Origin of the sequence: Lapillicoccus jejuensis (genome assembly GCF_006715055.1) — a bacterium.
Lineage (GTDB): Bacteria > Actinomycetota > Actinomycetes > Actinomycetales > Dermatophilaceae > Lapillicoccus > Lapillicoccus jejuensis.
Genome location: NZ_VFMN01000001.1, coordinates 2,314,578 through 2,328,216, shown reverse-complemented (window position 1 = coordinate 2,328,216; position 13,639 = coordinate 2,314,578). Strand labels below are relative to the sequence as shown.

Here is a 13,639-nt window from a genome sequence, read left to right as displayed (position 1 = left end):
GGGGCCTCGACCTGAGGTCAACGGGGCCGGGCTCACCGCGGGACCGCGGCCGCGTAGGGCGCCGTACCAGCGGTCGCGCCAGCGGTCGCGGACCCGGCGAGCCGGCGCGCGAGGGTCGGGCCGATGAGGCCGAGCGGGACGATCTCCTCGGCGGCGCCGGCCTGGACGACGGAGCCGGGCATCCCCCACACGACGGAGGTCGCCTCGTCCTGGGCGATGACGCTGCCGCCCGCCTTGACGATGTCGACGGACCCCGCGCGCCCGTCCTGGCCCATGCCGGTCAGCACGGCGGCGAGCACGTCGCGCCCGTAGAGCGCGACGACGGAGCGGAAGAGGACGTCGACGGCGGGGCGGCAGAAGTTCTCCTGCGGCCCCTGGTCGAGCGCGGTGCGGACGGCGGCGCGCGTGCCCGCGAGGCGCAGGTGGTGGTCGCCGGGGGCGATGTAGACGTGGCCCGGGCGCAGCGGCATGCCCTCGCGGGCCTCGACGACCGTCAGCGGCAGCGCCCGGTCGAGCCGGGCGGCGAACTGGGCGGTGAACACCGGCGGCATGTGCTGGACGACGACGACGGGGACGGCGAGGTCGCGCGGCAGCCCGGCGAGGACCTTGCCCAGCGCCTCGGGCCCGCCGGTGGAGCACCCGATCGCGAGGATCCGGTACGGCGAGTCGGACGCGCGGCGGGGCGCCGTACCGGCGACGGTCTCGGACCGTCCGGGGCTCCCCTCGCCCGGACGGGGCGAGCCGGGACGCAGCGCGTCGGGCACCACCGGGCGGCCGGCCGCGAAGCGGCGTTCGGGGCGGGCGCACAGCGCCTTGAGCTTGGGGATGAGCGAGCTGCGGACCTGCTCCAGCGACTCGCTGATGCTGCCGACGTTCGCCGGCTTGGTGACGTAGTCGTTCGCGCCGGCCTCGAGGGCGTCGAGGGTGGCGGTGGCGCCGCGCTCGGTGAGCGTGGAGAACATGACCACGGGCATGCGGTGGCCGAGGCGGCGCAGGGCCCTCACGGTCTCGATGCCGTTCATCACCGGCATCTCGATGTCGAGCGTGATCGCTTGCGGGCGCAGCGCCTCGATCTTGGTCAGCGCGATGCGGCCGTTGGCCGCGGTGCCGACCACCTCGATGTCGGGGTCGCCGGAGAGGGCGTTGGCCACGAGGCGTCGCACGACGACGGAGTCGTCGACGACCAGCACTCTGATGGGGGGCACGGGCCGCTCCTCGACCTCGACGACGGGCGCAGCGGGTCTGCGTCCGTCCCCGATATCGGCCGTGCCACGTGCGACCTGAGCGGGACCGGTGCCCGCCCGGTCGATCCCGGGCGGGCGCGGCTCACCTCACCGGCGCGGGGGCTCCTGCCCCGCGGGGGGCCGCGGGTCGTGGCCGCGCACGAGCAGCCAGGGCCGCACGAGCAGGTCGAGCTCGGGCTCGCCGAGCAGGTCGGCGACGACGAGGGCCTGCACGACGCCGCTGAGCGCGTTCCAGGCGCCGAAGGCGGCCTGGGTCGGGGTGAGACCCGAGGCGGCGTACGCCGACACGGCCTGCAGCTGCGACACCGCCGCGGTGCGGACCCGCCCGGACAGGTGCGCCGCCCAGCCCGCCTCGTGCATCGCCTCGGACCAGCCGGACGTGCTGGCGCGGACGGCGTCGAGCACGCCGTCCATCTCGGCCCACTCGACAGGGCCCCACCCGCGCAGGTCCTCGAGCAGACGCCGTACGGCGGGGACGGTCGGCGCCGGGGTCGGCACCAGGCCCTCGCGCCGGCCCTGCACGAAGGGGGCCGCGAGGCGACGCCGCTCGACGCCGTCGAGGAGCGTCGAGCAGTAGCCGGCGGTGGCTGCGTCGACGAGGACGTCGGCGGCCAGGTCGTGGTCCGTCCCGGGGGCGATGCCCTCGAGCGCGTCGTGGCGCACGAAGTGGTCGAGCGCGTCGAGGCTGCCCAGCGGCGCCTCGGCCAGGCGCGTGACGAGCGAGGACGCGGCGTCCGCGTCGCTCGCGGCGTGGGCGACGGCGTCGGCCGAGACGTCGGTCGTCGACAGGGTCGGACGCAGGTCGAGGCTGCGCCGGCGGGCGGCCTCCCAGCGGGCGGTCCGCCCGGCGCCCGGGTGGTGCCGGCCGAGCAGCGCGAGCTCGGAGGGGGTCGCGGCGCACGCCGCCAGCAGCACCTCGGCCACCTGCGCCCCACCCGGCATCCGCACGAGGTCGAACCCCAACGCCGTCGCGTTGACCAACGAGTACCGCATGTCCTGCCTCCGTCGTCCCCCGGCCTCCCCAGACCGTTCCCTCGCCCAGCGTGCCGTACGACGGCGCCCGCTGTCCCCGGAATCCGTGGACGGGATCCGGGGGCAGCGGGTGCGATGCGGGGCCGGGGTCGGGTGGGCGACCTCAGGCCGCGACGGCGCGGTCGGTGTCCAGGGCCAGCAGCAGCCGGTCGCTCAGCTTGTAGGCGCCGCGCAGCAGCTCGCGCCCGGCGTCGTCGAGGGTGTCCGGCGGCGCCTCGAAGGTCTCCTCGTCGACGGTGACGACGTCGCCGATCGAGTCGACGAGGAGGCTGATGGTCTCGCCGCTGATCCGGACGACGACCATCATCGGGTCGAGGTCCTCGCGCGGCGTCAGGCCGAGCCGGGAACGCAGGTCGATGGCCGTGAGCACCTGACCGCGCAGGTTGACCAGGCCGGCGACCGCGTTGGGGGCCAACGGGATCCGGGTGCGGGACTGGTGGCGGAGCACCTCCTGCACACGGCTCACCTCGATGCCGTAGAGGTGGTCGCCGAGCGTGAAGGTGGCGAGCTGGACCATCATGACGCGACTCCGTCGAGGTAGAGGTCGGCACCGAGGTGACCGAGCTGGTCGTCGGTGAAGAAGTACGGGTCGGCGGCGAGGATCGCGGCGCGGACGTCGAGCAGCTCGACCACCTTGTCGCGGATGACGGCCGAGCCGGTGAGGCCGGCGTCGTTGATGTCGCTGCGGACCCGGGCGCCGTCGACGATGTCGCGGACCTCGTCGACGACGAGGGCGACGCTGCGGCCGCCGCTGGTGTGGACGACGAGCGGCAGGTGGGTGCGGGCCGAGTCGCCGTACGAGCCGAGGTGCTGCGGCAGGCGCAGCAGCGGCAGGATCGCCCCGCGGTACTGGACCACCTCGCGCGAGCCGACCCGCTCGACGCGGTCGACGGGGACCTGCTCGAGGCGGGTGACGGCCGACAGCGGGATGGCGATCTCGCGCTCGTCGCCGGCGCCGACGATGAGCACCCGCTCGCTGTCGTCGCTGGTCTCGACGACCTCGGCGCGGACGGCGTCGCGCTCGGCGCCGGTGCTGCGCAGGGCGCGCTTGGCCAGCGCCTGGACGTCGAGGATGAGCGCGACGCGGCCGTCACCGAGGATCGTCGCCCCGGAGTAGACGCCGATGGACTTCAGCCGCGACGAGAGCGGCTTGACGACGATCTCCTCGGCGTTGAGCACGCGGTCGACGACGAGGCCGAAGCGGTGGCCCTCGGCCTGCAGGACGGCGATGACGAGGTGGCCGTCGGTGCGGTCCGACTCGACCTTGAGCACGTCGGCGAGGCGGACCAGCGGCAGCAGCTGGCCCCGCAGCCGGTAGACCTCGGCCCCGGCGACGTCCTCGATCTGCGAGCCGGCCCGCTCGGAGTCGAGCGTGACGAGCTCCTGGAGGCTGACCTGCGGGATGGCGTAGCGGTCGCCCGCGCACTCCACGGTCAGCGACGCGACGATGGCGAGGGTGAGCGGGATGCGCAGCCGGCACGTCGTCCCGACGCCGACGGCGGACTCGATCTCGATGGCGCCGCCGATCGCCTCGATGTTCGTCTTGACGACGTCCATGCCGACGCCGCGGCCGGAGACGTTGGTGACGGCGGCGGCGGTCGAGAAGCCGGGGGTGAAGACGAGCTGGAGGACCTCGTTGGGGCTGAGGGCCTCGAGCTGCTCGGGACGCATGAGGCCCTTGTCGGCGGCCTTGGCCCGGATCTTCTCCGGGTCGATGCCGGCGCCGTCGTCGCTGACCTCGACGACGACCTGGCCGCCGGCGTGGAACGCCTTGAGGGTGAGGACGCCCTCGGGCGACTTGCCCGCCGCCCGGCGGACCTCGGGGGTCTCCAGGCCGTGGTCGACGGCGTTGCGCACGAGGTGCGTGAGCGGGTCCTTGACCGCCTCGAGCAGGGTGCGGTCGACCTCGGTCTCGCGACCGACCATCTCCAGCCGGACCTGCTTGTGGCACAGCGAGCCGAGGTCGCGCACGACACGCGGCAGCTTGGCCCACAGGTGGTCGATGGGCTGCATGCGCGTCTTCATGACGCTCTCCTGCAGCTCGGAGGCGATGAGGCCGAGGCGCTGCGACGCGCGCAGCAGGTCGGCGTCGTCGAGCAGGCCGGCCTGGCGCACGATCTGGTTGCGGCTGAGGACCAGCTCGCCGACCTGGCGCATGAGCGAGTCGAGCAGGTCGACGTCGACCCGGATCGAGGAGTCGGCCGCCCCGCGGCGGCCGGGGCCGTCCGCGTGGTGGTCCTCGGTCGCCGTGACCGCGGCGGCCACCTTCGGGACGGCGGGCGTGGCGGGGGCGGGTGCGGGGGCGGGTGCGGGGGCGGGAGTCGGAGCGGGGACGGAGGCAGCCGCCGGCTCCGGGACGACGACGGGCGCGGGAGGAGCCGGCGCCTCGGCCACCGGCTCGGCGACCGGCTCGGCGACCGGCTCGGCGACCGGCTCGCGCCCGTCGAGCAGGTCCTGGAGGCGGGCCACGACGTCCGTGACGTCGACGGACCCCTCGGTGCCGTCGGTCTCGATGGCGGCGAGCAGCTCGCGGACGCCGTCGACCATGGCGAGCATGCCGTCGGCGATGGCCGGCGTCATCGACATCTTGCCGTCGCGCAGCCGGGCCAGGAGGTTCTCCCCCACGTGGGTGAGCGACTCCAGGCGGCCGAACGCGAGGAACCCGCTCGTGCCCTTGATGGTGTGGATGGTGCGGAAGACACTGCTCAGGAGCTCGCGGGAGCCGGGCTGACGCTCCAGCTCGACGAAGTCGCGGTCGAGCTGGTCGAGGTTCTCGTGGCTCTCGACGACGAACTCCTGGACGATCTCGTCGGTCTCGTCCATCGGGGCCTCCTACGACGCGGGACGGGGATAGGGCTTCCCCCCACACATCGGTCGGTGCGCTCGCACCTGAAGGTTTTCGGTGGCCACGAAACGGCTCAGACTGCGAGTGGTTCGTCCGACTGTAGAGACGTTCCCCACCACCCCTCCCCCGGAGGCACTTCCATGTCCGTGCAGTCCCCCTCTCCGTCGGCCAACCCCGCCCGACGACGTTCCCTCTCCACCTTCGTCGCCGACCGTCCCCTGGCCGTCCAGATCGGGTCTGCGGTGACCGCGCTCGCCGTTGCCGGCCTCGTCGTCGGCGGCTTGGGCATCGTCCAGCTGGCGAAGATCAACGCGACACAGGACGCCATGTACAACAACAACGTCGTCCCGCTCGTCATGCTCTCGCAGCTGGAGGCCGACGTCTCCGACATCCGGGCGTCGACCCTGCGCTTCGACAACCTCAACGACGAGCAGAAGGCCACCGCCAAGCAGACCATCGATGCGCGTTTCGCTGACATCCAGGCCAAGGCCGGCGACTACCGACAGCACGCCACCGACGTCGCCGCCTTCGACTCGGCGGTCCAGGCGATCACCAGCTACCACGACATCGCCACCACCCAGGTGATCCCTCTCAACGAGGCCGGTAAGACCGACCAGGCGATCACGGTGATCAGGACCCAGCTCGACCCCCTGATGACCAAGCTGAAGGCTGGTTTCGCCAAAGAGAACCAGGCTGAAGCCGATCAGGCCAGGGCGACCACCCAGAGCGGGTCCTCGCAGTACACCAGCGCCCGAACCATCATCCTCACCACTCTGTTGCTGGCCCTGTTGGCCGGTCTCGGCCTGGCCGTGGCCGTCGTCACGCGGGTCCGGGGCGCCGTACGGCGTCTGCAGGACAGCCTCGGTGCCCTCGCCGAGGGCGACCTGACCCAGGACGCCGGCATCGACAGCAAGGACGAGCTGGGTCAGCTCGCGCAGTCGCTGCGCCGCGCCCAGGGCGCCCTCAGCGGCCTGCTCTCACGGGTCTCGCAGTCCGCGTCCGCCGTCGCCGCCGCCTCCGTGCAGCTGTCCGCCTCCACCACCCAGATCTCCTCGGCCGCCGAGGAGACCTCCAACCGCTCCGGCGTCGTCTCCGCCGCCGCCGAGCAGGTCTCCCGCTCCGTCTCCACCGTCGCCGCCGGCGCCGAGGAGATGGGCGCCTCCATCCAGGAGATCGCCGCCAACGCCGCCGAAGCCGCCGCCGTCGCCCAACGCGCCGTCGCCGAAGCCGCCCAGACCACCGAGACCGTCACCGCCCTCGGCACCGCCTCCGCCGAGATCGGCACCGTCGTCAAGCTCATCACCTCCATCGCCGAGCAGACCAACCTCCTCGCCCTCAACGCCACCATCGAGGCCGCCCGCGCCGGCGACGCCGGCAAGGGCTTCGCCGTCGTCGCCGGCGAGGTCAAGGAGCTCGCCCGCGAGACCGCCCGCGCCACCGAGGACATCGCGCAGCGGGTGACGAGCATCCAGGCCATGACGACCGACGCCGTCACCGCGATCAGCTCCATCTCGTCCGTCATCGGCACCATCGACGACTACCAGACCACCATCGCCTCCGCCGTCGAGGAGCAGACCGCCACCACCTCCGAGATGTCCCGCTCCGTCTCCGAGGCCGCCACCGGCACCAGCGAGATCGCCACCACCATCGGCGGCGTCGCCGACGCCGCCGGCTCCACCTCCACCGCCGTCACCCAGTCCACCCAAGCCGTCGACGAGCTCGCCCGCCTCGCCACCGACCTCGAGACCCAGGTCGCCGGCTTCCGCTTCCACTGACCCACCGCCACCACCGAACAGGACCCGCCGGGTCCGGGCCACGGCTCGGGCCCGGCGGCGTCGTGTCACCGCCGCTGACGCGGCGGTCCTGACCGGCCTCATATCGCACGTCGGGAGAACTACTCGTATATCGAGGCTGACCGGTCGATGACCTACTCGTCACCACGTCGCCTACGGAGGTACCCATGTCCGCTCCCGTCACCTCACCGTCGTCGACCCTCCGGCGGGGTCCCGGGACGTTCCTCGCGGACCGACCGGTCGCCGTCCAGATCGGCATCGTCGTCGGCGTGCTCGTCGCCGTCGTCGCCGCGCTCGGCGTGGTCGGCGTCGTGGAGCTCCGCTCGGCGACGGAGGCGACGCGTCAGCTGTCCGAGGCGACGGTCGTGCCGCTGCGCCAGCTGCAGCAGATCGAGCTCGACCTCGCCGACATCCGCATCGCGGCACTCAAGTACGGCGACTCCGCCCCCGCCGCCCGCCCCGCGGTGCGCACGAAGCTGACCGCGGCCCTGGACGACATCGAGACCGGGGTCAAGGGCTACCGCCCCCACGCGGCCGACCCCGCGGCCTTCAACGCCGCCCTCGCCGCCACCCGGCAGTACGCCCAGATCGCGTCGACGGAGCTCTTCCCGGCGTACGACGCCGGGAGGCCGGACGAGGGGGAGAAGATCGTCGCGGCCCGTCTCAACCCCGCCGGGTCGGCGGCCCGTAACGGGTTCGCGCAGGACGGCAAGGTACAGGAGGAGCGGGCGCGGAGCACCCAGGCCGCCGCAGCGACCGCGGCGGACACGGCGGTGCGGTTGATGCTGTCGACGATCGCCGTCGGTCTGCTGCTCGGACTCGTCGTCGCGGTCGTCGTCGTGCGCGGCATCCGCGGCACCGCCCGCAAGGTGCAGGGCAGTCTGGACGCCCTGGCCCGGGGCGACCTCACCGTCGAGTCCGGGGTGACGAGCCGTGACGAGCTCGGCCGGATGGCCCAGGCCCTGGCCAACGCCCAGTCCGGTCTGCGTGACCTGCTCTCCGGGGTCTCCCAGTCCGCGTCCGCGGTCGCCGCCGCCTCGGTGCAGCTCGCCGCCTCCACCACCCAGATCTCGTCGGCGGCGCAGGAGACCAGCAGCCGCTCCGGGGTGGTGTCGACGGCGGCCGAGCAGGTCTCCCGCTCGGTCTCCACGGTCGCCGCCGGCGCCGAGGAGATGGGTGCGTCGATCCAGGAGATCGCCGCGAACGCGGCGGAGGCCGCAGCCGTCGCGCAGCGGGCGGTCGCCGAAGCCGCCCGGACGACCGAGACGGTCGCGGCGCTGGGAACGGCGTCGGCCGAGATCGGCGCCGTGGTCAAGCTCATCACCTCCATCGCCGAGCAGACCAACCTCCTCGCCCTCAACGCCACCATCGAGGCCGCCCGCGCCGGCGACGCCGGCAAGGGCTTCGCCGTCGTCGCCGGTGAGGTCAAGGAGCTCGCCCGCGAGACCGCCCGAGCGACGGAGGACATCGCGACCCGTGTCTCCAGCATCCAGCAGATGACGACGGAGGCCGTCGTCGCCATCAGCTCGATCTCGACGGTGATCGGCACCATCGACGACTACCAGACCACCATCGCGTCCGCCGTGGAGGAGCAGACGGCGACGACGAGCGAGATGAGCCGCTCGGTCTCGGAGGCCGCGACCGGCACGAGCGAGATCGCGGCGAACATCGGGGGGGTCGCCGACGCCGCCGGCTCCACCTCCACCGCCGTCACCCAGTCCACCCAAGCCGTCGACGAGCTCGCCCGCCTCGCCACCGACCTCGAGACCCAGGTCGCCGGCTTCCGCTTCCACTGACCCATCAGCACCACCGCCACGCACGAGAGGCGACCACGGGCCGAGCCCGCGGTCGCCTCTCGTCGTACGGCCGGTCAGGGGTTCTGGCGCTGGAACTCCTCGGTGAGCGCGGCCTGGCGCTCGACGACCTCGTCGATCACCCGCTCGATCTTCTGCTGCGCGACCGACAGGGCGTCGATGACCGACGTGATCTCGCCCACCGCAGCCGCTGCGTCCCGCGCACCGTTCTGGATGGCCTCGATCTTCTGCGCGGCGTCGGCGGTGGCCTTGGCGGTGGCCTGGGCGAGCTGTTTGACCTCCGACGCCACGACCGCGAACCCCTTGCCGGCGTCGCCGGCCCGGGCGGCCTCGATGGTGGCGTTGAGAGCGAGCAGGTTGGTCTGCTCGGCGATGTTCCTGATGAGCGAGGCGACGTCGCCCACCTCCACGGTCGCCGTGTCGAGGTTGCGCACGACCCCGGTGACCTGGCCCGCCCGGTCGACGGCCCGGGTGGAGTACACCCCCACCTCGGTCGCGGCCAGGCTGATCTCGGCGACGCTCGCCGTGAGCTGGTTGGCCACCTTGATCCCCAGGTCGCGGTCGGTGATCCTCTCGAGGGCCTCGGAGACGTAGCGTCCCACCCGGCGCAGCACGGCCAGGCGCTCCGCGCTGGGGGTGAGGACCTCGGTGGCGAAGAAGTCCATCGTGCCGACCACGTGCCCCCGGACCAGGATCGGGAAGCAGATCCCCGAGCGGACGCCTACCCGAGCGGCCACCGGCGCACGGACGCAGTCGTGCACGTCCGCGATGTCGGTGACGAAGACGAGGTCCTTCGTGCGCCAGGCCCGGCCCGACAGCCCGACCCCCTCCCGGAAGGAGGCGGAGAGGGTGACGGCACGGAACTCGTCGCTGACGGTGCCGCTCTCGACGGCGAAGTGCAGGGCGCAGTCCCGGGGGTCGACCTTCCAGTAGGAGCCGTAGGCCCAGCCGAACTCGGACCGGACCGCGTCCAACGCCCCGAGGGCGGCTGCTTCGGCGTTGCTCGCGCCGGTCAGCGCCAGGAGGACGCCGATGACGGCGTCCCGCTCCTGGGTGGCCAGACGCTGCACCTCGGTGGCGCGCCGCTCGCTGAGGGCGGTGGACAGCAGCTCGGCGACAGCGGCCAGAGCGTCGTGGCGGGCCTGCGTGAGCCGCATCCGCGTCGAGCTGAGGAAGTCGACGACCCCCACCACCACCCCGTCGACCCGGATCGGCAGGCACACCCCGGAGGTGATGCCGTGCTCGCGGGCCGCGGGCGCGCGGACGCAGTCGGCGACCTCACCCAGATCGGCGACGACCACCGGACGGCCGGTGGACCACGCACGGCCGACCAGGCCCACCCCGCGGGTGAAGGTGGCCCGTCGGGTGACCTCCTCGAACTGCGGCGACACGGTGCCGCTCGACGCGGCGAAGCACATCCGGGCACCCGCCTCGTCGAGGGTCCAGGAGGATCCGTAGTCCCAGCCGAAGGCCTCACGCACGGCGTGCAGCGCGGCCGGCACCACGTCGTCGGCCGCTGCCGCTCCCCGGACGACGCTCATCACCCGGGTCAGGGCGTCGAGCTCCCCGACACCGGTGGCGGTCTCCACGTCGTCGGCGGCGCGGTGGGTGAACCAGCTCTTCATCGGGTCCTCCTGGGTGGAGCGGGGTCCATGGTCATCAGGTCAGGCGGAGACGGACAGCCACGGCACGGCGACCGCCAGCTGCGGGACCCGGGTCAGCAGGACGGCGGCGGCCCGCTCCAGGCCGACGGGGTCGCTGAGCTCGGCGTACAGGAAGGTCCGGGCCAGGTCGTCGCCGCCCGAGTCGTCCGGCGGGACACGGGGTGCGCTGCGGGCTCCCGGCAGACCGGCCGCCTCGAGACGTGAGACGAAGCCCCACCGACGGTGGGGCTGGCAGATGATTACGAGCCACTCGTCGGCGAGGAGGTCGTCCTCGCCGATCCCGACGAGCGCCGGACGACGGACGAGCGCGCCGGACAGGTCGGTCGGCAGTCCCACGCCGAAGACGACGACCGTCGTCCCGCGGGCGGCGACCGACTCGTAGACCTCGCGGGTCGACCTCGTCCAGAAGCGGCGGTGCTCCACCGACACCAGCACGACGTCCCCCGGGGTAGCGAGCCGCGCCTTGGCCTCGGCCCTCCGGGCCGAGCGCAGCAGGTCCGCCATCGTGCGCAAGAGCGGAGCTCGCTGGCCGTGCACCGCCACCTCGAACGGCGAGACGACGACGGCGTCGCGGTCGCGGTGGACGGGTGGGGACGTGGGCATGCCCGCTCTATCGGCGAGGAAGAACGTGATCTGACCTTCCCGCCGTACGACAATGTCGCGGCGGGAAGGAGCGAGGAGCGGCGTCCTACCGACGCTCCGCTCGCCACCCAGAGCCGCCCCTTAGAGTGCACGCCATGTCCGTCGCCGTCGAGCCCTCCATGGGCGACCGGGGCGACGTGACGGTCGTGCCGCCCGAGCGGCGCCGACTGCTGCGCCGCGAGGTGCTCGTCGTCCTCGGCCTCTCGCTCGGCTCCTCGGCGGTCTACGCGGTCCTCGCGATCATCGACCGGCTCACCCAGAAGGTCGCGCTCTCGCAGCAGAGCAGCTCGCTCAACAACTCGGTCACGCCGGACCGCCCCTGGCTCGACCTGGCCTACCAGCTGACCGGGTACGCCGTCGCGCTGGTGCCGGTGGCGGCGGCGATCTACCTGCTGCGGCGGGTCGAGCCGCCCACAGCCGCGGTCGCCGACGGGCGGTGGTCGCCGAGCCGGTTCCTCGGGCTCGACCGCCGGCGGCCGGGCTTCGACCTCGGCACGGGCGCCCTGCTCGCCGCCGTCATCGGCATCCCGGGTCTCGGCCTGTACGTCGTCGCGCGCGCCCTCGGCGTCAACACCCAGGTGCAGGCGGCCAACCTCACGGGCCAGTGGTGGACCGTGCCGGTGCTCGTCCTGTCCGCCGTGCAGAACGCCGTCCTCGAGGAGGTCGTCGTCGTCGGCTACCTGCTGACCCGGTTGCGTCAGCTCGACTGGCGGCTGCCGCTGGCCGTCGCGGCGTCGTCGCTGCTGCGCGGCAGCTACCACCTCTACCAGGGCTTCGGCGCGTTCGTCGGCAACGCCGTCATGGGCGTCGTCTTCTCGCTGGTCTACCTGCGGTGGCGGCGCGTCGGGCCGCTCGTCGTCGCCCACACGATCCTCGACGTCGTCGCCTTCGTCGGCTACACCCTGCTCAAGGACCACCTCGCGTGGCTGCGGTGACCCTCGAGCGCGCCGGGGAGGCCGCGGGCGACCTGCGCGACCTGGCGAGCGAGCGCTACGTACGGCTGCGGACCCGGCTGGTCGGGGTCCGGCCGAGCGACCGGCTCTTCGGCTGGCTCGGCCCCCTCGTCGTCGCCGCCATCGGCGGCTTCCTGCGGTTCTGGAACCTCGGCAACCCCCACCAGCTGGTCTTCGACGAGACGTACTACGTCAAGGAGGGCTGGTCGATGATCCAGTACGGGGTGGAGGTGCGCAACGACCCCACCCTGGACGCCGCCAAGCAGATCGACCAGAACTTCACCGCCGGCCACTGGCGCACGGTGTACGACGCCACCAACGGCGACCTCGTCGTCCACCCGCCCGTCGGGAAGTGGGTCATCGGTCTCGGCGAGTGGCTCTTCGGCATCACCAACAGCTTCGGCTGGCGCTTCTCGGTCGCGCTGCTCGGGACGCTGTCGATCCTCATGGTCGGTCGCGCGGCGCGGCGGATGTTCGGCTCGTCGCTGCTGGGGACGGTCGCCGCGATCCTGCTCGCCTTCGACGGGCACCACTTCGTGCACTCGCGCACCGGGCTGCTCGACCTCGTCGTCATGTTCTTCGCCTTCGCGGGATTCTGCTTCCTGCTCATCGACCGCGACCACGGCCGGGAGGTGCTGGCGCGCCGGGTGGCCGCGCTGCCTCGTGGGGGGATGACCCGGACGGGGCCGTCGCTCGGCTGGCGGCCGTGGCGCTGGGCGGCCGGGCTGATGCTCGGGTTGTCGACCGCGACCAAGTGGTCCGGTCTGTACTTCGTCGTCGCCTTCGGGCTGATGACCGTGCTGTGGGACCTGGGCGCCCGGCGGGCCGCGGGGGTGCCGGGGTGGCGCTGGGCGTGGCTGGTGCGCGACGCGCCGTACGCCTTCGTGCAGCTCGTCGTGACGACCGTGGTCGTCTACGTCGCGAGCTGGACGGGCTGGTTCCGCAGCACCCAGGGCTACAACCGGCAGTGGGCCGACACCCACCCGTCGGCGCACTTCGGCTGGGTGCCGGGGCCGCTGCGGTCGCTGGCCGACTACCACCGGCAGATGTACGACTTCTCGATCAACCTGCACTCGCCGCACCCCTACATGAGCAACCCGTGGAGCTGGATGCTGCAGGGGCGGCCGACGTCGTTCTTCTACGAGGGGCCGACCAAGGGGCAGGACGGCTGCACCGTCGCCGTCTGCTCGAAGGCGATCACGTCCATCGGGACCGTGTCGGTCTGGTGGGGCGGGCTGATCGCGATCGTCGTCCTGCTGTTCATGTGGGCGCTGCGCCGCGACTGGCGCGCCGGGGCGATCCTCGCCGGCCTCGCCGGCGGGTGGTTGCCGTGGTTCCTCTACCAGGACCGGACCATTTTCACGTTCTACGCCGTGGCCTTCGTGCCGTACGTCGTGCTGGCCTGCACCTACGTCCTCGGCCTGTGCCTCGGCGGCCCGTCCGCGACCCGGAGCCGCCGCCAGGTCGGCCTGCTCGTCACCGGTCTCTTCTGCGCCCTGACCGTCGGCCTCTTCGCCTTCTTCTACCCGATCTACGTCGCCGAGGTCGTCCCCCAGGACTTCTGGCGCGCCCACATGTGGTTCCCCTCCTGGGTCTGAGCGGCACCGGACATTATCGGGTCGCCCGATAATGTCGGGCTCTGCCGGAGAACG

General features: G+C 72.9%; 10 protein-coding genes. 4 read left to right on the top strand and 6 right to left on the bottom strand.

Features of this window, described 5'->3' with window-relative positions; translation table 11 throughout:
- Positions 1 to 32 precede the first annotated feature (32 nt).
- From FB458_RS11045 to FB458_RS11030, 4 genes are all read right to left on the bottom strand, one after another.
- Positions 33 to 1,205 carry a protein-glutamate methylesterase/protein-glutamine glutaminase gene (locus tag FB458_RS11045; RefSeq protein ID WP_141848535.1) on the bottom strand — a complete coding sequence of 391 codons (1,173 nt, stop codon included), beginning with the start codon at positions 1,203 to 1,205 and terminating at the stop codon, positions 33 to 35.
- Between the two features lie 126 nt (positions 1,206 to 1,331).
- A complete protein-coding gene (locus tag FB458_RS11040) occupies positions 1,332 to 2,237 on the bottom strand; it encodes a hypothetical protein (protein WP_141848534.1) in 906 nt (301 codons plus the stop codon).
- A 142-nt stretch (positions 2,238 to 2,379) separates the two neighbouring features.
- Positions 2,380 to 2,796 (bottom strand): chemotaxis protein CheW, encoded by a 417-nt coding sequence (locus FB458_RS11035; RefSeq protein WP_342778051.1) that lies wholly within the window; start codon positions 2,794 to 2,796, stop codon positions 2,380 to 2,382.
- A complete protein-coding gene (locus FB458_RS11030) occupies positions 2,793 to 5,099 on the bottom strand; it encodes a chemotaxis protein CheW (RefSeq protein WP_141848533.1) in 2,307 nt (768 codons plus the stop codon). Before FB458_RS11030 ends, FB458_RS11035 begins: the two co-directional genes overlap by 4 nt.
- Before the next feature lie 162 nt (positions 5,100 to 5,261).
- On the opposite strand from FB458_RS11030, the gene FB458_RS11025 reads away from it, so the two are divergent.
- The gene (locus FB458_RS11025; RefSeq protein WP_141848532.1) at positions 5,262 to 6,896 is read left to right on the top strand and encodes a methyl-accepting chemotaxis protein; all 1,635 of its coding nucleotides are present in this window, start codon (positions 5,262 to 5,264) and stop codon (positions 6,894 to 6,896) included.
- Between the two features lie 185 nt (positions 6,897 to 7,081).
- Complete coding sequence (locus FB458_RS11020) at positions 7,082 to 8,710, top strand: methyl-accepting chemotaxis protein (protein ID WP_141848531.1); 1,629 nt, start codon at positions 7,082 to 7,084, stop codon at positions 8,708 to 8,710.
- Positions 8,711 to 8,784: 74 nt separating this feature from the next.
- Here the strand turns inward: FB458_RS11020 and FB458_RS22075 are convergent, their stop codons facing one another.
- A complete protein-coding gene (locus FB458_RS22075) occupies positions 8,785 to 10,353 on the bottom strand; it encodes a GAF domain-containing protein (protein ID WP_141848530.1) in 1,569 nt (522 codons plus the stop codon).
- 39 nt (positions 10,354 to 10,392) lie between these two features.
- Positions 10,393 to 10,995 (bottom strand): hypothetical protein, encoded by a 603-nt coding sequence (locus tag FB458_RS11010; protein ID WP_141848529.1) that lies wholly within the window; start codon positions 10,993 to 10,995, stop codon positions 10,393 to 10,395.
- Positions 10,996 to 11,129: 134 nt separating this feature from the next.
- Between FB458_RS11010 and FB458_RS11005 the strand changes: the two genes are divergently transcribed.
- Positions 11,130 to 11,969 carry a CPBP family intramembrane glutamic endopeptidase gene (locus tag FB458_RS11005; RefSeq protein WP_211356008.1) on the top strand — a complete coding sequence of 280 codons (840 nt, stop codon included), beginning with the start codon at positions 11,130 to 11,132 and terminating at the stop codon, positions 11,967 to 11,969.
- Positions 11,957 to 13,585 (top strand): dolichyl-phosphate-mannose--protein mannosyltransferase, encoded by a 1,629-nt coding sequence (locus FB458_RS11000; protein WP_246061166.1) that lies wholly within the window; start codon positions 11,957 to 11,959, stop codon positions 13,583 to 13,585. The genes FB458_RS11005 and FB458_RS11000 overlap by 13 nt, the downstream gene beginning before the upstream one ends.
- The last annotated feature ends 54 nt before the right edge of the window (positions 13,586 to 13,639 follow it).